We start from the raw sequence: 19,524 nt of genomic DNA, 5'->3' as shown, positions 1-19,524 counted from the left end.
ACTTCGCACGAAGCCGCCGACGGCGCCATGATCGGCACGGGCCTCTGCGACGGTCGCGCTGCGCCCCTGCGGCTGCCGAGTGAACGGGCTGATCCGAGGCTCGGGGCGACGGATCCGGGCCGGCGGGACGGCTTCAGGCGCTGGACGTCGACAGCGCCAGGGGAGTTCAGGCGATGGACGCCGAAATCAGGGCGGAGACGGCGAGATTGCAGGAGGCTGTCACCCAGACCGCGGGATGAGGCTCCTCCTCGACCAGCGTCGCGCCCAGGCGCCCCGGTGTGACCAGGTCCACCACCAAGAACGCCACGGCCATCATCACCAGTCCCAGCAGCCCGAACGCCGCGGTCGAAACCAGTCCCTTGCCGAAGTCCTCGTACGTCGTCCAGATGGACGTGAACACGATGCCGCCGATACCGAGCAGCGCGGAGCTGAGGACCGTGGCGGCGTTGCGATTACGCTGCTCCCAGATCTGACGGCCGAGCTTTCCAGGCGTCAGCACGTCGACGAGGACGATGCCGAGGACCAGGAGAACCAGTCCCAGACCACCGTAAGCAGCAGCCCGCCCGAGTCCGTTGACGATGTCGCTCATGGGGTTGCCAACTCCGAAGCGTAGAGATCATGAGTGATCGCGGTCAAGAAGAGGCAAAATGTAGCGCACGTGTACCGCCCACTGAACGGCGCCCGGTCCTTCAAGTGGATCATCGACCTTGGGTACATGCTCGGGCCGTCGGGCCTCGTGCCGGTCATGGGCGATCATGGCTGGATGGACGCTCGTTTCCTCGGCATCGCCGAGCTGGTCAAAGCCCCGCCCGTGGCGGTCGTGGTCGACGTCATGCGCGCCTTCACCGTGGCGGCCTGGGCCTTTGCCCAAGGGGCGGAAAGAATCGTTCTCGCTGAGTCACTCGACGACGCCCTGGCGCTCAAGGCATGCCACCCGGACTGGGTGGCGATCAAAGACGGTCCGCCCGCGCCCGGGTTCGACTCCGTCAACTCGCCGGGTCTGCTGCGGTCTGTCGACCTTGGCGGACGGACGGTAGTGCAGAAGACCACGGCAGGGACGGTCGGTGCCCTCGCAGTCAAAGATGCGCCACTGGTGCTGTGCGCCGGCTTTGTGGTGGCGGAGGCCACGGCTCGGCTCCTGCGGGCACGGGAGTGTGACAGTGTCACGTTCGTGGTCACGGGCGAGGGCGGGCAAGCCGATGAAGATCTGGCGTGCGCTCAGTACATCGCCCGGAGGGCGACCGAGCCTGTGACGGAAGCAGCCGAGTTCCTCCGACGCGCCGGCGAGTCGCGCGCCGCCGCCGAGTTGGCTGAGGGGGTGCGTCAAGGAGCCCATCCGGATGACGTCGCACTCTGTCTCGAGCTCGACCGGTTCCCCTTCGCCATGACGGCGGCCTTGGAAGACTCACTCATGGTCCTCCGTCCGTATGCCGTGCCTCCGCTGACCGGCGACGCTCCCATCTGATCGCCCGCGAGGTCCACCCCTCGCCGCGCCGGAGCCGGAATCTGGTCGGGATTGCCGCATCGGCTGCACATTCCGGCGACGGCAGTCCGGGCAGGCGGCGGGTGGCGGCCGGCCCGGGTGTGCCGACGGCGGCTTCGCGGCGTCGGGTGACGGCCACCTGTTCACCGCCCCCGGCACGGGGGCGGTGAACAGCAGTGGTTCGCGGGCCCTGGTGGAGGGGCGTGAAGCCGTCGATCGTCCACGGCGGCGCCAGCCCTCCCCCGCCCGGTCGTCCAGGAAGGCCGTCAGGCACCGTAGGGTCCGCAGCGGCGTGGTGGTTCGTTGCCGGCAGCGGCGGACGAAGCGTCCTCGTCCCGAACGGAAAGGAATCGACACGACATGCGCGTCATCGTGGCCCACGGCCCGGGGGAGGGGTTCCGGTGAGTGGAGCCGAGGAACCCGAACCCGTCCTCCTCCACACCAGCGGGAGCGCGGCTCGCATCACGCTGAACCGGCCTCGGGCTCTCAACGCTCTCACACACACCATGGTCCGCCGCATCGACGAGGCTCTCGTCCAGTGGGAGCGGATCCCCGCCGTGCACACCGTCGTCATCACGGGCGCGGGTGAGCGCGGCCTGTGCGCCGGCGGTGACATCCGTGCCATCCACGACGACGCCCGCGACGGTGACGGCACGGCCTCCGCCGCGTTCTGGCGCGACGAGTACCGCCTCAACGCCCGCATCGCCCGCTACCCCAAGCCGTACGTCGCCCTGATGGACGGCATCGTGATGGGCGGTGGTGTCGGCGTCTCGGCGCACGGCAGCGTTCGTGTCGTGACCGAGCGGACCCGGGTCGCCATGCCGGAAACCGGCATCGGTTTCGTGCCGGACGTGGGCGGCACTCACCTGCTCGCCTCGGCCCCCGGGGAACTGGGCACCCACCTCGCTCTGACCGGTGCTCAGATCGGCGCTGCTGACGCGCTGCTGTGCGGGCTCGCCGACCACTTCGTGCCGTCGGCATCACTGGGTGATCTCCTCGACGCACTGGCCGAGCTGCCCGTGAGGGAGGCCCTGGCCGGCCATGTGCGGACGCCCCCGCAGGGCGTCCTCGCCGCTCAGCGCGACTGGATCGACGCCTGCTACGCCGCCGACACCGTCGAGGACATCGTGCGCCGGCTGCTCGCGCACGGTGCCCCTGCCGCCAAAGAGACCGCGGAGACCTTGCTGACCAGGTCGCCGACCGCCCTCAAGGTCACCCTCGCCTCCCTGCGTCGCGCCCGGAAGCTCGGCCGGCTGGAGCTGGTTCTGAACCAGGAGTACCGCGTCTCCTGCGCCGCCCTGGACCTACCCGACCTGGTGGAGGGAATCCGTGCCCAGGTCGTCGACAAGGACCGCAGGCCGCGCTGGTCGCCGCAGACACTGGCCGAGGTCACCGACACCGATGTCGAGCGCTTCTTCACCCCGCTCCACGAGCGTGAACTCGGTCTGCGGCCGCGCATGTCCTGAAGAAAGGGGGCGTCACGCCGAGGCAACTCGCTCGGCCTGGGTTCGAGATCCTGGCATCTTCGTCCAGGCAGGCCTCCCGGCGGTGACCCGTCGCCGGCGCCGTTGGTCCGGTTCGGGTGGGCCAGGGGGGAGCGGCGAAGCCCCCGCCCCCCTGGCCCTACGCAACGTCAGAGCATGAGCAGCAGACGCGTGTTGGGCACGAGTTTGCGATTGACGCTGGTGCTCTGCACGAAGATGGTGAAGTGGTCGTTGTGGTCCGGCTTGACGCGGACCTCCGTGTCGGGCAGCCCGAGCAGGACGCGGGCTTCGGGTCCCGTGTACACGCGGTCGGTCTTCTTCTCGAGCACCGCGATCTGCTTTCGCGCCTGGATCTTCTCCGACTTGCTCAGCTGGTAGAACGCCCCACCGGTTTGGTAGGCGTGCCCGCATTCGATGACCCACTCCCTGATGGCCGCGTCGCGAGCGACCGGGATCAGCTGGTACTTCGCTGGATCGACCGGGCTGAGGCCGGCTGCCTTGATGGTGTCTTCGTTGACCGCCTCCGCGCCCGTGGAGAACACCGCGCGCGATCCCCGGATGCCCTGGGCGCGCCCCATCATGAAATTCTCGGTGGCCTGCTGGATGACCTGCCCGGCCTCCTCCAGGCCCTGCGTGCTGGTGGCGTCCCATATGGCGATGTTGTCCTTGGGGAAACCGCACTGCATGGCCTCGCGCTTGCCCATCTGGTCGGGCACCAGGACGGCCAGTGTCCAGTTGTCCTGCTGTGTCTCGATCATCTGGGCCACGGCCTGGACCAGTTGACGCGGATCCTTGGTGGGGGAGTCCTGGCAGCGGTGGCTCGCGTTCTCCTGCCCGTCGGTCAGCACGAACGTCAGAAAGCTGTGGTCGCCGTACAGCTGGGCCGTCAGAGCCAGCTCCCGCTGCGACTTCAGAGCGGCCGCCAGGAGGGCCGTCATTCCACCGGTCCGGTACAGCTGCTTCAGCGACGGCATGCGCAGCACGTCCTTGTCGTAGATGACGCACTCCACCTTGTCGGCGAAGACGTACACCGTGACGCGCGTTTCCTGGTCCAGCTCCCTCGAACGGCGGGCGAGATAGGCGATCTGCTGGTCGGCGACGTCGACGACCTTGCGGCTCAGGTGCGACATGGACGAGCTGGCATCCAGCACTAGAGCGACGTGATTGATGTAATTCTGGCTTCCGGACATCACAGCTCCCCCTTGTTCCGGCTTGATGTTCCTACCTTCTCACCCACCACTGACAATCGATCTTGACTGCCGGCGCCGACGAACCCCGGTACGTTCCGCGAGGCGGGCCCGCCGGGGGAGGGGGCTCGCGGCCTCAGCCGGCAGGCCGTTCACCGTCGTCGGCCCGCCGCGCCGGGAGCCGGCATCGGAGGAGGACTGGAACGCACCGGCCGGGGCGGCCCGCTCCACGTCAGCCGGTGCGGTCGGACCAGCCCGGCGGGAGGTCGCCCGGGGCCGTGGAGATGATGGTGTCGTCGTCGGCGCCGACGAACTCGAAAAGGGTGATCCTGGCGAATTCCGGGACCACATGGATCGGGTACGTCGGGCCCTCGTCGCGGTACCCGCGCATCTCGTCGAGGTGGTCGTTCTGATAGAGGACGGTGAGCTCGCCGTGCTCCTCGACCCAGCGCGGGAAGAAGATCACGCCGTGCAGGCGGCGCTTGCCGGGCATGACGTTCACACAGACCGACGTGCCGGTCGGCTCGTTCCAGGAGACCTTGTAGTGATCGTCGTCCAGTTGGACCAGGTCGACCTCCTGGTTCTTGACCCAACGACCGCCCACCATGCCGGAGTGGATCCGGTAGTCGATCGTGGTCGGGTTCTTCACGTACATCTCGTACTGCCAGCCGTTGGCGTAGGTGTAGATGAAGCGGTGGCCGACGATTCCGGAGAGCTGCTGCGGGGGCACGGGGTTGCGGACGGTGGTCCCGTGTGCTCCGTTGCTGACCATGCGAGGTACCTCCTTGTCGCACACTTCGGTGCCAGACAACTTTGTCGCAAAACTATTTTGCAGCAAAGCGAAAACCGGGGCATCATCGACGCATGGACACCGCAACCGGTCTCGGCCGCCTCGTCGGTCCCCTCCGGCGGGCCGTACTGCTGCGCACCCGCAGCGCGGCGGACCTGCCGGATCTTCCCGAGGCGCAGATCGAGCTGCTGAGAGTCCTGGCCGACGCCGGAGCCCTTGCCCCGCGCGATGTTGCCACCCGCCTACGAGTAGCCCCTTCGACAGTCAGCAATCTGGTTCGCGCCATGACCGCGTCGGGTCTCGTCGAGCGCAGGCCGTCGTCGACCGACCTGCGCACGGTGACACTCGTGGCCTCCCCGCGCGCTCTCGATCTGCTCGGCCGGTACGACCGGGTGAGCACGGAGGCACTGAGCCGCGCCCTGGCAGCCCTCGCGCCGGACAGCCGGCAGGCCATCGAGGAGGCGCTGCCGGCGCTCACCGAGTTGATCGGTGCCCTGGAGGAGCAGCACGGCTGACCCTCCAGCCTTGCGGCTGAGGCGTGGGGAGGCCGAAGTGGCCCCTGCCCTCGCCCTCTCCGCCGGGGCCGCGAGGCTGCCTCGTTGCGCTACAGGGCGGAGGCCCGCTCGTACGACTCGGCGCCGCGCGAAAGGCGCTCTGCAGGTGGAGAAGCGCAGACCCTGGAGCGGCCGGAGTCACGACAGCAGCATGCGCGTCCATGCGACGGCCAGGAACGTGCAGGCGACCGTGAACAGGCTCTGCACAACCGCGGTGACGGGCATTCTCAGCCGGGCGTGCACGAAGGCCCCGGTCGCCGCCACGACCGGTACGCCCCATACGACGAGCCACGTCAGAAGGGGGGTGTCGCGGGAGTGCGCGGGTCGCGAGGAATGGGGCGACGGCGCGCTTCCCATACCGACCGCGACGAGCAGCAGCCCGGCGGCGACGATGATGACCGCGTCCGCGACCAGGAGCAGTAGGGCGACGGCGATGTCGATCAGCCGGGAGGGCCGTTCGCGTCGGGCCGGATTCTGGGAGTCCTGATGATGCGTGGGCGGTGAGGCCATGCCCCGACTGCACCACGGAATGGCGCGTTCCGGCACCGTCCGGGAGGCGAAGGAGCCCGACTGTGACCTTCGGGCCCCCAGCCGACCGGACCCCGGCGTCTCACGAGCTGCTCAGCGGACGGCGACCGGTGCTGAAGGTCGTCCCGCAGAGGAAGCGGGCGCACGGCTTTGCCCGCACCCGGTCACGAGGCGACGATACGAGTCCGGGCTCCGCACGCTCCCTTCAGCCGCAGCGACAGTGACCGCACCAGGAACAGGGACGGAACGTACCGTCCGGATCGGGATCCCTTTCTCGATGTCCCTGCCGTCGCGTTCCTGTTCGCGGTGTACGCGGCCGTGCGGGCGGGACGCCGGACCGTGACGGTGGCGGCGAGCGTGGGCGTGCTGGCACTGCTGCCGCTCGCGGCCCTGGCCCCGGGGCTGCACGCCACGGGCGAGGCGTACGCCCAGGCCCGAGGCGTCCTCGAAATCGCCTGGCTGGTCGCGACGGGAGCCGCTGCCCACCGGCACCGGAAAGGAACTGGACCTGCTGACCAGTCGTGAGCGCGAGGCCGTCGCCCTGGTCGCACGGGGCCTGTCCAACGACGAGATCGCGGGCCGCATGGTGATCAGCCCCATGACGGCGAAGACTCACAACCGGGCCATGGCCAAGCTCCACGCCCGCGACCGCGCCCAACTCGTGGTCATCGCCTACGAATCCGGCCTGGCAGACCCCCGCAGCTCCTGACAACCAGGTCTGGATGTCAGCCGGTGCCTCTCATCGCGCCCCGACGCGTTGTCCCCCGCGGCGGGGCTGGGACGTCGCCTCCTCGCCACCCCGCCCGCCTCACGGTCCAGCCTGAAGAATCCGCGCCCCGGTGCAGCCGAGGTCAGTGATGTGCTGGGACTTGGTGCCCGGATCCGGACGTAAGGCGGCGCGGCGGGGTGCCGGGTGTCACCGGGTCAGGTGGGTGACCACCGAGCGCATGGCATGGTGCAGGGCCGGACGCGTCACCTCAGGTGCGTCGAGGGTTTCGAACCCGTGGTGGCCGTTGGGCACGTCGACCAGTTCAAGTCGCGCTGCGCTGTCGTTGGCCGCGGCCACGAACGCATCGACGGTCGCGGCGATCTGAGGTGTCTCTCGCCCGGCGCGCAGGAGGACGACGGGCAGCGTCCCCGCCCTCACGACCGCCCGGGCGGGTCGGAAGCGGCTGCCGATCAGCCCCCAGGCGGGCAGGGGGGCCAGGACGGGGTAGGAGGCAGCCAGGCAGCGCAGCCAGGCAGGGGGCTCCGCCAGCCAGTCCGTGGTGAGCAGGCCACTGCCGGAGAAGAACCACAGGGCGATCCGGTCGGCGTCGACCCGGGCGTCGGCCCGCACCCGTTCCACTCCGGCCGCGATGTCCGCGGCGGCGCGTTCGTAGTCCGCGACATCGTGGAGACCGTGCTCGAGGACCGCGCCGACCATGCCCGCTGCGGCGGCCAGGCGGGCATGGCCCACCAGGGTCGGCCACTCACGCGGACGTGGCCGCGCTCCGGCGGGCACCGGGCCGCCGTGCACGAACACCACGGCCGGTCGCGGGCCCCCGCCGTCAGGGACGTACAGATCGACTCGGCCCCGGCGGTCGCGGGGCGGCCCGGGCAGGTCCAACGGGAAAGGACGCAGATGGGCGGGCACCGGCGCGTCGTCGCCGGCGGGCCGCAGGCGACGGCCTTCACCGGCCGCGGCCTGCAGCAGGACGTCCGCCAGTCCGGCTGGGCAGGACAGCATCGGCCAGTGCCCGGTCGGAAGCTCGAAGAAGGTGACCTGGGGTTCCGTCAGGACGGCCAGCGCAGGGTCGCCGAAGTCGACGAGCCTTTGCACCAGGTCGATACTGGCGCCGTTCCGGGTGCAGAGCACGCCGGTGACGGGAACCGCGGCCACCGCGCCGGTCAGCCTCAGCGGCTGAAGCAGGGTGCCCAGCGGCTGAGGCGCTGCCAGGGCGTTCAGCCGCTCCATTGCCGCCTCGCCGACGCCGGCGGTACTGCCCCAGCGCTCCCACTCGCCAGGGTCCGGCGGCGCCAGCACGCCCCCACGCCCGTCTGTCCCGGCGCGTTCGGCCACCTGCACGCGCAGTGCCTGGTCCGGTACGGCGGCCAGCGCCGGAACTCCGTTCTGCGGCATCCCGCAGTCCAGATACACGATGCGGGTGATGCGCTCCGCCCGTTGATCAGCGGCGCCGAGCACCGGGTGGATCCCGTAGTCGTGACCGACGAGGACGATCTCCTGCCCGGAGGTCACCTCCACCGCGTCGATCGCCGCGATCACGTCGTCGATGTGCGTCTGCAGACCGACCTGGGCCGGCGGGGCAGGCCGGGCCGCATCGACTCCCGTCAGCGGCACGGTGTGCGCCTGGCTGCCCGCGGCGACCAGCTGCGCGGCCGTTTCCCGCCAGATCTGGGCGCCGGTGAACGCACCCGCCACCATGATGAACACCTGCACAAAGCCCTCCCCGGATTCGTCACCTGACGTCGCGCCGGTCGCGTACGCCATGGCGCGCGGCCCGCTGCGTTGCTCCGGTCCGCGCGCCGGTACCGTAGGAACTCCCCTGGAGGGAGGTTCAACTGTCCATGTCGCACGAGCTGTTGTGGAGCATCGGGGAGCTCGCGGAGCGCGCCGGTGCCACCGTGAAGACCGTCCGCTTCTACTCCGACCAGGGGCTGCTGCCCGAGGCCGCCCGCAGCAGTGGCGGACACCGCCGCTACGGCCCCGAGCAACTGCAACGGCTGCAGCTGATCCGTTCCCTGCGCACCCTGGACCTGCCGCTGCCCGAGATACGCCGCATCCTCCAGGACGACCCGGCCGGCCGCGCACTGGAGAACGCCGTCGACGGCCGTCTGCGCCGGCTCGGCAATGAGATGAGGACCCTGCGCTGGCGGGAGGCGGCACTCGAACTGGTGCGGGACTGCCCGCCGGCTCAGCGGGCCGGCCGGCTGAGGCTGCTCGGCGCGCTGGGCAGCCCACCGAGCACCGCCCCACTGGCCAGGTTCTGGCGCACCTGGCTGCCGCCACGGATGCCGTCCCGGGCGACCGCGGCATTCCTGGAGGTGGCCGTCCCACACCCGCCCGACGAACCGCATCCGGCTCAGGTGCTCGCCTTCGCCCGGCTGCACGCCATGACGACCGCCCCCTGCCCGGGCGGCCGGCAGCCCCAACCGGAGGTTCACCGAGTGGCAGGGGCCCGCGGCGCGGCTCTGCTGTACGCGGGCCTCGCCGAGGCGTTCGAACTCGCGGCCGCACACGTGCGCCGAACACGCGACCCGCATCCCGGCGAGGCCCTGGATGCCTACGTCGCTGCCTACGCCGGCGCCTACCGCAGCCGCGACACCCGCGACTTCCGCCGTCTGCTGGCCGCCACTCTGGCCGCCGAGCCGCGCCTGGACCAGTACTGGCAACTCGCAGCCATCGTCCTGACTCCGCCGGGCGCCCGCCCGCAGCCGACCCCGGGCTCCGCGGACGACTGGCTGCGCGCCGCACTGCGGCAGGACAACGCCGAGGCAACGTGAGTCACGGAGCTACGACCTGGTCCACGCGGGCACGGACAAATCCGAGCGCACCAAGGTGGGTTCGACCTGGATCCACCACACCGCGCTGGGGCCGGCGTCCACGACGAACCCGCTCCCACTCCGATCACCACGGATCCGCTCAAGGACGATGGCGGGCATACCGGCTGAGCCGTCTGTGAGGCCGTGTCAGCTCCCGGTGAGTAGTGCCGTGAGGTGGGCCGTGCCCGCGGATACGGCGAGAAGGGTGCCGAGCGCGGTCCGCTCGGCCGACGCCGGCGATCCGGTGTCGCCGGGATCCGCCTGCGCTCCGACCAGAAGCACCTGCCACGGCCCCTGTACCCCCTCCGCGTCGACCGTGAGCGTGTCGCCGTCGCGAGTCGTCCGGAAGACGGCTGCCGAGCTGCCCCGGGCGCCGGGTGCCGGGATCCGCGTCACGACCGTCGCACCGTCGACGGGTGCGTGGACCCGCAGGGTCACCCCGTCCGCCCAGTCGTACTCCGCCGCGTCGTCGCTCACGCCGTACGGGATGACCGAACCGGGCCGGGCAAGCAGGGGCAGGCTGTCGTAGCCGTACCGCTCGCGTCGCCAGCCCGGCCCCTGGACCTGCTCGCCCGACAGCACATGCGTCCAGGTGCCCTCCGGGACGTAGTAGTCGACGACGCCGTCGGCCGAGAACACGGGGGCGACGAGCAGGTCGTCGCCGAGCATGTACTGCCGGTCGAGGGTGTGGCAGGCCGGGTCGTCGGGAAACTCCAGGACCATCGCCCGCATCATCGGCGTGCCGCGCTCGGCGGCCTGCTGCGCCGCACGGGACAGGTAGGGCATGAGCCGGTGCTTGAGGCGGGTGAAGTCGCGGGTGACCGCGACTGCCTCCTCGTCGTAGTCCCACGGCACCCGGTACGACTTGCTGCCGTGCAGCCGGCTGTGCGACGACAGCAGCCCGAACTGCACCCACCGCTTGAACACTTCGGGCGTCGGCGTGCCCTCGAAGCCGCCGATGTCATGGCTCCAGAAGCCGAACCCGGACAGGCCGAGCGACAGCCCGCCGCGCAGCGACTCGGCCATCGCGCCGAAGTGCGACTCGCAGTCGCCGCCCCAGTGCACCGGGAACCGCTGTCCGCCCGCCGTCGCCGAGCGGGCGAAGAGCACGGCCTCACCGGCGCCCCGCGCCTCGCGCAGCACCTCGAAGACCGTCTCGTTGTAGAGCTGTGTGTAGTAGTTGTGCATGCGCTCCGGGTCGGAGCCGTCGTGCCAGACCACATCGGTCGGGATCCGCTCGCCGAAGTCCGTCTTGAAGCAGTCGACGCCCTGCGCGATGAGCGTGCGCAGCTTGCTCGCGTACCACTGGCGCGCCTCCGGATCGGTGAAGTCGACCAGGGCCATACCGGCCTGCCACAGGTCCCACTGCCACACATCTCCGTTGGCCTTGCGGACCAGATGGCCGTGCCGCCTGGCCTCCTCGAACAGCGCGGACTTCTGTGCGATGTACGGGTTGATCCACACCGACACGCGCAGGTCGTGCTCCTCTTTCAGCCGCCGGAGCATGCCCTCCGGGTCCGGGAACACCTCCGGGTCCCAGGTGAAGTCGCACCACTGGTACTCGCGCATCCAGAAGCAGTCGAAGTGGAAGACGCCCAGCGGGATGTGGCGCTCTGCCATCCCGCGCACGAACCGGTTGACCGTCTCCTCGTCGTACGAGGTCGTGAACGACGTCGACAGCCACAGCCCGAACGACCAGGCCGGCGGCAGTGCCGGGCGGCCGGTCAGCGCCGTGTAGCGGTCCAGGACGGCCTTGGGCGTCGGTCCGTACACGACGAAGTACTCCAGTGACTGGTCCTCGACGCTGAACTGCACCTGCCCGACGGCCTCCGAGTCGACCTCGTAGCTCACCTTGCCGGGATGGTTGACGAAGACGCCGTAGCCGCGGTTGGTGAGGTGGAAGGGGACGTTCTTGTACGCCTGCTCGCTCGCGGTGCCGCCGTCGGCCTGCCAGATGTCCACGCTCTGGCCGTTCTTCACGAACGGGGTGAACCGTTCGCCGAGCCCGTACACCAACTCACCTACTTCGAGGGTGAGTTGCGCCAGCGAGTAGTGGCTTCCGTCATCCATGACCGCGAAGCCGGTGCCGCGTGCCTTCGCCGAGGTGAGGACGCGACCGTCCGCCGTGAAGTCCAGCCGCCACGGGGCCGCGGTGTCCACGCGCAGGGACAGTTCCCCGGCCGTCAGTTCCAGCAGCGAGCCCTCCCGGGTGACCCTCGCAGCGTGGCCGGGCACGGAGCGCAGCGCGAACTCCGGGCCGCGCTCGGCAGTGCCCGCGTGGTGCGTGGAACGAATGCCGATCACGCCCTCGGCGGGGGACCAGCACTCGACGGTCAGCAGCGGGCTGTTGAGGGTCTGGCCGCGGCGCGTGACGTGCCGCACGGGCGCGTGGAGCGTGCACCGGCCCTCGTCGACGCGGACGTCGGCGACCTCGGCGGCGTAGGACGCCTGGACGCCTTCGCGCATCAGCCAGTAGCCGTCGGTGAACTTCATCGAGGGTCCTCACCAGGGGTGGTGCGGGCACGGTGGGCGGCGATCAGCTGCTGGTACCAGCGGTAGCTGTCCTTGGGTGTGCGCGTCTGCGTGTCGTAGTCGACCCGGACGATGCCGAAGCGCTGACCGTAGCCACGGGCCCACTCGAAGTTGTCCAGCAGCGACCACACGTAGTAGCCGCGCACGTCGACGCCCGCGCGCAGGGCGGCGGCGAGTGCGTCCAGATGGCTGCGGAGGTAGTCGACCCGCTCCACGTCGCGGACCCGGCCGTCGGCGTCGACGGTGTCCGCCTCGGCCGAGCCGTTCTCGGTGATCAGGAGCGGCGGCAGCGCGGGATAGCGCTCGGTCAGGCCCACCAGCAGATCCGCGAAGGTGTGCGGGACGACCGGCCAGCCCATGGTGGTGTGGCGGACATCGTCGCGCCAGGTCTCCTCGGCCCGGACGTCGACAGCGGTGCGGGTGGCCGGGTCCGGGGCGCGGTACGGGGCGTCGGCGACGGTGATCGGCCGGTAGTAGTTGATGCCGACGAAGTCGAGCGGTGCGCCGATGAGACCGAGGTCGCCGTCGATGCGGAACGAGCCGTCGCCAGGGGGAAGCAGCTCGCCCCAGGTCTCGGCTTCGTGCTCCGGGTAGCGCCCGGCGAACAGCGGCTCGAACCACACGTCGTTGTGGAGCGTCTCGACGCGGCGTACGGCGGCCAGATCGGCGGGAGAGTCCGTGGCCGGCAGCAGCCGGTCGGGGTTGAGCGTGATCCCGACCGCCCGTGCCCCCGCCGCGCGCAGCGCCGGCACGGCCAGCCCGTGGCCGACGAGCAGATGGTGGGCGGCGGCGAGCGCGCCGCGGCCCTCGCGGGCGCCCGGGGCGTGGGCGCCCGCCGCGTAGCCGACGAAGGCGCTGCAGAACGGTTCGTTGAGCGTGATCCAGCGGTCCACCCGGTCGCCGAGCCGGGCGGCGACCACCTCGGCGTACTCGGCGAACCGCTCCGCCGTCTCCCGTACCCGCCAGCCGCCCCGGTCCTCCAGGGCCTGGGGGAGGTCCCAGTGGTAGAGGGTGGCGGCGGGCGAGATGCCGGATGCCAGCAGCTCGTCGACGAGCCGGTCGTAGAAGTCGAGACCGGCCGCGTTGGCGCGGCCGGAGCCGGTCGGCTGGATTCGGGGCCAGGCGATGGAGAAGCGGTAGCCGTCCACGCCCAACTCGCGTAGCAGCGCGATGTCCTCGCGGTAGCGGTGGTAGTGGTCGCAGGCGACGTCACCGGTGGCACCGTCCGCGACGCGCCCGGGCTCGCGGCAGAAGGTGTCCCAGATGGACGGGCCTCTGCCGTCCTCGTCGTATGCGCCTTCGATCTGGTAAGCGGCCGTGGCGGCACCGAAGAAGAAGCCGGCCGGGAAGTCGGGGAAGTCGGGGGACTCGGGGAATTCGGTGGACTCGGAGAAACTCACAGGGAGGAACCGCCCTACTTGACCGATCCGCCGGTGATCCCGGCGGCGATGTACTTCTGGGCGACGACGAGCAGGATCGCCGCCGGTACGGCGGAGAGCACCGCGGTCGCCATGACCGCGCCCCAGTCGCTGACATGCGCGCCGACGAACTGGTAGATGCCGAGCGTGATGGGCTTGACGTCGTCCGTGGTGTTGAGGGTGAGCGCGAACATGAAGTCCGACCAGGCGAAGAGGAAGGTGAACAGTCCCGCCGTGATCAGGGCGTTGCGGCTCATGGGCAGCACGATCCGCGCGAACGCGGTGAAGCGGTTCGCCCCGTCCACCATCGCGGCCTCGACGACCTCGCCCGGGATCGACACCATGAACGCCCGCAGCAGCACGACCGCGAACGGCAGACCGAGCGAGGCGTCCGCCAGGATCAGCCCCAGATAGGAATTGACGAGGCCGAGCTGCGCGTACGCGCTGTAGAGGGCGTTGGCGATCACGATGCCGGGAACCATCTGCGTGATGAGCGTGCCGAAGACGATGCCCTGCCCGCCGCGGAGTCCGAACTGGGCGAGTCCGTACGCGGCGGGCGCGGCGAGCGCGAGACAGACGACGACGGCACCGAGTGCGACGACGAAGCTGGTGAGCAGCGAGCCGCCCTGGCTGCTGATCGCCGTGTCGAAGTTCTTGAGGGACGGTGAGACGGGGAACCACTCGGTGGCGGCGATGCTCGACTCGGGCTGGAGGGCGGTGTTGAGCATCCAGTACACGGGGAAGAGCAGCACGGCGAGGACCAGCAGCGCGGCGGCGGTGTTCCCCACCGAACGAATGCGGAGAACGCTCGCCGGTCGTTTCGTCGATCGGTTCATCGTCGGTCACTTCCCCTTGCCGAAGTCGGCGCGGTCGGCCCGCAGGTACAGCACGGCGAAGACCGCGCTGATGACGATCAGGACGTTGCCCACCACGGCGCCCTGGCCGAAGTCGAGCTGAAGGAAGGAGAGCTGGTAGGTGACCGTGCCCAGCGTCTGTGTGGAGTCCGCGGGCCCGCCCGAGGTCAGTGCCAGGATCAGGTCGAGGATCTTCACCGTCGACATGAAGCCCAGCACGAGCACGACGGTGATCACCGGGCGCAGCATCGGCAGCGTGATGCTGCGAAACGTGCGCCATGGGCCGGAGCCGTCGAGCGACGCGGCCTCGTACAGGTCGCGCGGGATCTCCTGGAGACCGCCGTAGAGGATGACCATGTTGAACGGGATGCCGATCCAGATGTTGACCAGGACCGCCGACAGCAGTGCCACGCCGGGGCTGCTCAGCCACGGCACGCCGTCCTGCGGGACCAGGCCGACCGCGTGGAGGGCGGTGTTCAGCATGCCGTGGTCCTGGTCGAGGATGCGCCGCCAGACGACGGCGGAGACGACCATGGGCACGAGCCAGGGCAGCAGCAGGATGGCGCGCACAAAGCCGGAGAGCCGGAAGCGGCGGGAGAAGAAGACGGCGAGGGCCAGGCCGACGGTGAACTGGCCGAGCAGCGAGCCCACCGTGAACAGGGCCGTGTGCCACAGGGCGTCGGTGAACAGCTCGTTGGCGAAGACGGCGCGCCAGTTGTCGAGACCGTTGAACGGTGCCTCACCGGTGAAGTACGTCTTCGGCGTGTAGTGCTGGAAGCTCATCACGATGTTGCGGACGAGCGGGTAGCCGAAGAAGAGCGCCATATAGGCGAGCGCGGGAGCGACGAAGAGCCAGCGCAGCAGCCCACGGCGCTGCGGAGCACGGTTGGTTGCGGACTTCGCTCCGGCGGCGCCGCCCGTACCGGGCGCCTGGGGGATGGTGGTCATCATGGCCGGTTCCCTCACTTCCCCGCCGAGGCCTGCTGCTGGGCCCGGTGCAGGGCCTGTTCGGGACCGGTCCGGCCCGTCAGCACGGACTGGAAGGCGCCCGCGAGCGCGTCGCCGACGACCGGCCAGCGGGTGCCGACCTTCGCGGTACGGGAGCGGGCGGTGGTGACGAGCTCGGCGAAGGCGGCGAGCTTCGGGTTCTGCTTCGCGTACGCCTGTGCGGCCGTGGCGCGGGTGGGCACGTTGTTGACCGACTCGCCCCACTGGAGCTGGTTCTTCTCGGAGTTGAGGCAGTTCAGGACCTTGCCCGCGTTCTTCTCCCGGGCCGGGTCATCGTCGTTCTTCGGTACGGCCATGACGGTGCCGCCGATGGGCGGCACCGCCGGCTTGCCCGCCTCGGGCACCGGAATGCTCGCGACCGCCCAGTCCACGTTCTTCTGGGCCTCGAGGACCGGCACCTGCCACGGCCCGTTGATCATCATGGCGGCGCGGCCCGCGACGAACTGGTCGTTGACGTCCTGCTGGTTCCAGTTGACGACGGACCTGGAGGCGGAGCCGTCCGTGACCAGGTCCTTCCAGAGCTGGAGCGCGGCCTCACCCTTGCCGTTGCCGATCCTGGTCTCGTCACCGCCGGCGGACCAGAAGAACGGCAGGAACTGGTAGACGCCGTCCGCGTTCGGGCTCGCGCTGAAGGCCATCCCGTACGTGTCGCCCGCGGTGAGCTTCTTCGCGGCGGCCCGCAGCTCCTTCCAGGTGGAGGGCACGGCGATGCCCGCGTCCCCCAGGAGCCTGGTGTTGTAGATCAGCGCGAGGGAGTTGACGGAACGGGCGATGCCGTACTGGGTGCCGTCGTACGAGCCGAGGGACTTCGCGCTCGCGGAGAGGCCGGAGGTGTCGACCCCCACCTCGTCGAGCGGCCGCAGGCCCTCGGTCTGCGCGAACTGGGGCAGCTCCGAGCCGTCGAGCTCCAGGATGTCGGTGAGCGAGTCGGACGACGCCATCCGCAGCGCCTTGGAGGCGATCTGGTCGGCGGGCACGCTGATCTGCTCGACCTTCAGGCCGAGCGGCCTGGCGCAGCGGTCGAAGAACCGCTGGTTGGCGGTGTGCTCGGCGGTGTCGGTCGCCGAGTTGAGCACGGTGACCGTGCCCGGGTCGGGCTCCGCCGCGCAGCCGGTCAGCCCTGGCGCGACGACGGCACAGGCAAGAGTGGCGGCGAGCGCGGGAACGCGTCCACGTCTAGTGCCGCGACAGGCAACGTTCGCCCCGTCGCGACGCCCGGCACGCTCCCCCAAGCTCTTCGAGCAGGGGGGACCCCCACTCGCCGCACCGGCCGAAAGCCCGAGTACAACCAGTCCGAGGACTTCCGGCCGGCACGCCGAGAGCACGCACCGGACGCCGCTCCTCGACGGGCAAACGTTGCCTGCTGCGGCACCAGCTCCGATGCGTCCTGCCATGAACGGCATGGTGGGTCCTCCGTTACCTGTGCGGCTGCGGACAAGCGGTGGTCCGGCGATGGGTCCCGGCCGGCCGCGTCCTACGGGCGGTCCGAGTGGTCAGCCGGGCGACGGCGGGGCGATGACGGGCCCGGCCATCCGCGGCTGGATCAGGTGGTGCGGCGCGGCGGTGGGCATGCTCGAGGCAGGTACCGCGACGGACTCCTGCGAAGTCGCCGACCGGTCGTCGCGGCCAGGGCCGATCGCGGCGATGGCGAGCCGGGCCACGGCCGTGGACATCTCCGCGACGGGCAGATCGATCCGCGGCAGATGCCGGATCCCGAGCTCGTCCGGGAGACTGCCGACGAGTACGACGGTCAGATCGTGAGGCACCCGCATCCCGGCCGCCGCCACCGCGTCCAGCAGGCGGGGGAGGAGGATCAGGTGCTGGACGACCAGCGCGGTCGGTACGGGCCGCGCGGCCAGCGCCTCGCCCAGCCGCCGCGCCAGGACGTCCGGGTCGCGGTGGGACGGGAGCACGCGGACATCGGCCCCGGTCTCGACCGCCGCTCGACGGGCGCCGTCGAGGCCGTGCAGGGCATAGCCGCGGCGTGCGGCGACCTCGTGCTCGGCCGACGAGAGGAAGAGGATCCGCCGGTGGCCGGCTGCGGCGGTCTCGCGCACGGCGAGGGCGACGGCGGCCTCCCAGTCGAGGTCGGTCCAGGGCAGCGCCGCGTGATCGTCGCGACCGAGCAGCGCCCCGGGGAAGCCCAGTTCGCGCAGGACCTCGACACGGGGGTCGCGGTCCTCGACCGCCATCAGCACCGCCGCGTCCGCGAGTCTGCTGCGGGCCACCCGGCGCAGCCCACCGACGCCGTCGCTGTCCGTCATCAGCAGCACGTCGTACCCCTGCACACGGGCGGCGTCGGTGACGTCGATCGCGAACCGCCCGTCGATCGCCCGGTACGCCCCGGGCACGCGCGGCGTGGCCAGCGCGAGCACCCGGGTCCGGGCGCTGCGCAGCGTACGGGCGCTCGCGCGCGGGTGGTATCCGAGCTCGTCGATCGCGGTCTGGACCGCGTGCCGTGTGTCCTCGGAGATCTTGCGCGACCCGCTCAGGACGTACGACACGGTGCTCGGCGCGACGCCTGCCCGCTCCGCGACGTCCTTGATCGTGGTCATCTCCACCTCCACCCGGCCCGTCTCGGGGCCCTCGGCTTCCTCGATTCCATCGAATCGATTCGACAAACGGGGTGACCTTAAGCATGGCGGGTCGGGAAGGGCAATACCTTGAGCGATACGCCCGGCGGTCTTTGCCGCGGCCGAGGGTCGGCGGCGGTTGCCCGCGGGCGGCGGTCGCCGGGGCGGTTCCGCGCCGGGGGTTTCGGCGCCGAGGCCGAGCTGGACGATTCACCACGGTCAGAGGGTGCGGCTGCGTCGGCCGCGTCCCTGTTCCACCGGCGCGGCATCGGGCTGCGGCCCGCGCACCGAGCCTGCCTGGGCCGGGTGCGGGACAGGGCGTGCACGGCACCACCCGCCCCGCCCGCCGTGGCGACTGCCCGGGGCCCACCGTGCGCTCGCCGCCATTCGGCCCCATCCTGAAAGCGGGTCACGAAGCCCACGGACCGACCTGCCGGGAGGTTCTGTGATTCTGCTTGCCCTGCTTCTACCGGTCGTGATGATGGCCTTCCTCTTCGCTGCAGACGCCCTCGAGGACCTCTTCTTCCCTCGTCCAGCAGGCAGCCCGGACGAAGTCACCCCTGAGAGCGACAGCACCGGATCACCACCCCCGACAGTGCGGTCTGATGATCACCCTGCCCGAGCCCGTGTCTTGTTGATCCATGGGGAGCGGGAAGGGCGGTAGGGGTGAAGGGCGAGCGCCAGGACGCCGGTCGCTGCTGACCAGTGCCGCGTCCTCGGTCGGCCGTGGGCCCCTCTGGCCATGTATATGCCCTCCCGGGGCGATGACGGCTTCAGGCCAAGTCGACTTCGGTTTTCAGGCTCTCTTGCCCTGTGAACGCTCGGTTGACCCCGCTCGCGACTTTGCCAAGTTAACGTGTTCTTGACCGGCATTTGACCGGCCATTGGTGCGCGTAAAGGGTATTGGGCTGCCTAAAGGGGGGCGCATGTTCCGAGGTGTGAAGTCCCGGACCGTGGTTCCGCTCTCGCCGCCCTTTTCGCCGCTCTCCGGTAGTTCGAATTCACGGCGCCTTTCACCTGCGCGTGCACAACCCGTCATGCCAAGGCCAAAGTCCGGTGCCCTGTGCATCGGTGACCGGCACCGCGCCGCCGACTGCGTTCACGAAGTGCCGGACCGCCCTTTGACGAAGGCATGCGTCTCGGCCGTGTCCGGGCCGACCACGCCCCGCCTCGCCTACCACGGCACGTCGAGCCGGGCCGCAGCCCACTCGTCGTTCCTGCAGGTCCTCCGCTGCTGATCCGCAGACCGCTCCACACCCCTGCCCGGTCCGACGCGCACCCCACGGCGCGCCAGGAGGTCCCACACCATGCAACCCCTCATCGAAAACGCCCGCCCTTTAGGACAGCGCCCTGAGACGTTCGCTCACCTCGCCGAGGGCGGATCTCCTCAAGCCTCGTGCATCAGGTGCTCCGACTCCCGGGACGTACCGGCTCTGATCACGGGCACCCGGCCCGGCCGGCTCTTCGAACCGCGCACCATCCCCCTTGGAGAGACGGCCACGGCCGAGTACGCCGTGCAGGTGCCCGGCGTCAAACACGTCGTGCAGAGCCACGTGCTGACCCGGCTGCG

At 70.4% G+C, this 19,524-nt stretch carries 16 protein-coding genes and 2 pseudogenes; 7 read left to right on the top strand and 11 right to left on the bottom strand.

The window, feature by feature from the left end; translation table 11 throughout:
• Window positions 1–166: 166 nt before the first annotated feature.
• Entirely contained in the window at window positions 167–589 is a 423-nt protein-coding gene (locus tag ACFU3E_RS31240) for a DUF350 domain-containing protein (RefSeq protein ID WP_384165732.1), read from the bottom strand.
• A 174-nt stretch (window positions 590–763) separates the two neighbouring features.
• On the opposite strand from ACFU3E_RS31240, the gene ACFU3E_RS31235 reads away from it, so the two are divergent.
• Entirely contained in the window at window positions 764–1,465 is a 702-nt protein-coding gene (locus ACFU3E_RS31235) for a 2-phosphosulfolactate phosphatase (RefSeq protein WP_384165768.1), read from the top strand.
• A gap of 419 nt (window positions 1,466–1,884) precedes the next feature.
• A complete protein-coding gene (locus tag ACFU3E_RS31230; RefSeq protein WP_384165729.1) occupies window positions 1,885–2,949 on the top strand; it encodes an enoyl-CoA hydratase/isomerase family protein in 1,065 nt (354 codons plus the stop codon).
• 167 nt (window positions 2,950–3,116) lie between these two features.
• Here the strand turns inward: ACFU3E_RS31230 and ACFU3E_RS31225 are convergent, their stop codons facing one another.
• Entirely contained in the window at window positions 3,117–4,157 is a 1,041-nt protein-coding gene (locus ACFU3E_RS31225) for a vWA domain-containing protein (protein ID WP_384165726.1), read from the bottom strand.
• A 229-nt stretch (window positions 4,158–4,386) separates the two neighbouring features.
• Window positions 4,387–4,926 carry a phenolic acid decarboxylase gene (locus tag ACFU3E_RS31220; protein ID WP_384165723.1) on the bottom strand — a complete coding sequence of 180 codons (540 nt, stop codon included), beginning with the start codon at window positions 4,924–4,926 and terminating at the stop codon, window positions 4,387–4,389.
• 92 nt (window positions 4,927–5,018) lie between these two features.
• On the opposite strand from ACFU3E_RS31220, the gene ACFU3E_RS31215 reads away from it, so the two are divergent.
• Window positions 5,019–5,459, top strand: coding sequence for a MarR family winged helix-turn-helix transcriptional regulator (locus ACFU3E_RS31215; RefSeq protein ID WP_384165720.1), 441 nt, complete (start codon window positions 5,019–5,021; stop codon window positions 5,457–5,459).
• 177 nt (window positions 5,460–5,636) lie between these two features.
• On the opposite strand, the gene ACFU3E_RS31210 is transcribed toward ACFU3E_RS31215, so the two are convergent.
• Entirely contained in the window at window positions 5,637–6,008 is a 372-nt protein-coding gene (locus tag ACFU3E_RS31210) for a hypothetical protein (protein WP_384165717.1), read from the bottom strand.
• Window positions 6,009–6,332: 324 nt separating this feature from the next.
• Between ACFU3E_RS31210 and ACFU3E_RS31205 the strand changes: the two genes are divergently transcribed.
• On the top strand, window positions 6,333–6,551 hold the full coding sequence (locus ACFU3E_RS31205) for a hypothetical protein (protein WP_384165714.1): 219 nt from the start codon (window positions 6,333–6,335) through the stop codon (window positions 6,549–6,551).
• A pseudogene (locus ACFU3E_RS31200) lies at window positions 6,499–6,735 on the top strand (response regulator transcription factor); the annotation flags it as partial. The gene ACFU3E_RS31205 and the pseudogene ACFU3E_RS31200, both read left to right, overlap by 53 nt.
• 207 nt (window positions 6,736–6,942) lie before the next feature.
• Here the strand turns inward: ACFU3E_RS31200 and ACFU3E_RS31195 are convergent.
• Window positions 6,943–8,466: an alpha/beta hydrolase gene (locus ACFU3E_RS31195; RefSeq protein WP_384165711.1), complete on the bottom strand. Its 1,524-nt coding sequence runs from the start codon at window positions 8,464–8,466 to the stop codon at window positions 6,943–6,945.
• Between the two features lie 128 nt (window positions 8,467–8,594).
• Between ACFU3E_RS31195 and ACFU3E_RS31190 the strand changes: the two genes are divergently transcribed.
• The gene (locus tag ACFU3E_RS31190) at window positions 8,595–9,530 is read left to right on the top strand and encodes a MerR family transcriptional regulator (RefSeq protein ID WP_384165708.1); all 936 of its coding nucleotides are present in this window, start codon (window positions 8,595–8,597) and stop codon (window positions 9,528–9,530) included.
• A 186-nt stretch (window positions 9,531–9,716) separates the two neighbouring features.
• Here the strand turns inward: ACFU3E_RS31190 and yicI are convergent, their stop codons facing one another.
• The 6 genes from yicI to ACFU3E_RS31160 all read right to left on the bottom strand — a co-directional run bounded on the left by yicI (window position 9,717) and on the right by ACFU3E_RS31160 (window position 18,002).
• The gene (gene yicI, locus ACFU3E_RS31185) at window positions 9,717–12,062 is read right to left on the bottom strand and encodes an alpha-xylosidase (RefSeq protein ID WP_384165705.1); all 2,346 of its coding nucleotides are present in this window, start codon (window positions 12,060–12,062) and stop codon (window positions 9,717–9,719) included.
• The gene (locus ACFU3E_RS31180) at window positions 12,059–13,501 is read right to left on the bottom strand and encodes a GH1 family beta-glucosidase (RefSeq protein WP_384165702.1); all 1,443 of its coding nucleotides are present in this window, start codon (window positions 13,499–13,501) and stop codon (window positions 12,059–12,061) included. Before ACFU3E_RS31180 ends, yicI begins: the two co-directional genes overlap by 4 nt.
• Window positions 13,502–13,515: 14 nt before the next feature.
• The gene (locus tag ACFU3E_RS31175; RefSeq protein ID WP_384165700.1) at window positions 13,516–14,355 is read right to left on the bottom strand and encodes a carbohydrate ABC transporter permease; all 840 of its coding nucleotides are present in this window, start codon (window positions 14,353–14,355) and stop codon (window positions 13,516–13,518) included.
• 6 nt (window positions 14,356–14,361) lie between these two features.
• On the bottom strand, window positions 14,362–15,321 hold the full coding sequence (locus ACFU3E_RS31170; RefSeq protein ID WP_384165765.1) for a carbohydrate ABC transporter permease: 960 nt from the start codon (window positions 15,319–15,321) through the stop codon (window positions 14,362–14,364).
• Window positions 15,322–15,335: 14 nt separating this feature from the next.
• Complete coding sequence (locus tag ACFU3E_RS31165) at window positions 15,336–16,499, bottom strand: extracellular solute-binding protein (protein WP_384165762.1); 1,164 nt, start codon at window positions 16,497–16,499, stop codon at window positions 15,336–15,338.
• Window positions 16,500–16,874: 375 nt separating this feature from the next.
• Window positions 16,875–18,002 (bottom strand): LacI family DNA-binding transcriptional regulator, encoded by a 1,128-nt coding sequence (locus ACFU3E_RS31160; RefSeq protein WP_384165697.1) that lies wholly within the window; start codon window positions 18,000–18,002, stop codon window positions 16,875–16,877.
• 1,259 nt (window positions 18,003–19,261) lie between these two features.
• Here ACFU3E_RS31160 and ACFU3E_RS31155 point away from each other — a divergent pair.
• Window positions 19,262–19,438, top strand: a pseudogene (locus ACFU3E_RS31155) (carbonic anhydrase); the annotation flags it as partial.
• Between the last annotated feature and the right edge of the window lie 86 nt (window positions 19,439–19,524).

Source organism: Streptomyces sp. NPDC057424 (assembly GCF_042803315.1).
Classification (GTDB): Bacteria; Actinomycetota; Actinomycetes; order Streptomycetales; family Streptomycetaceae; genus Streptomyces.
The sequence above is the reverse complement of the archived record's forward strand: the minus strand, read 5'-3'. Positions and strand labels throughout refer to the sequence as shown.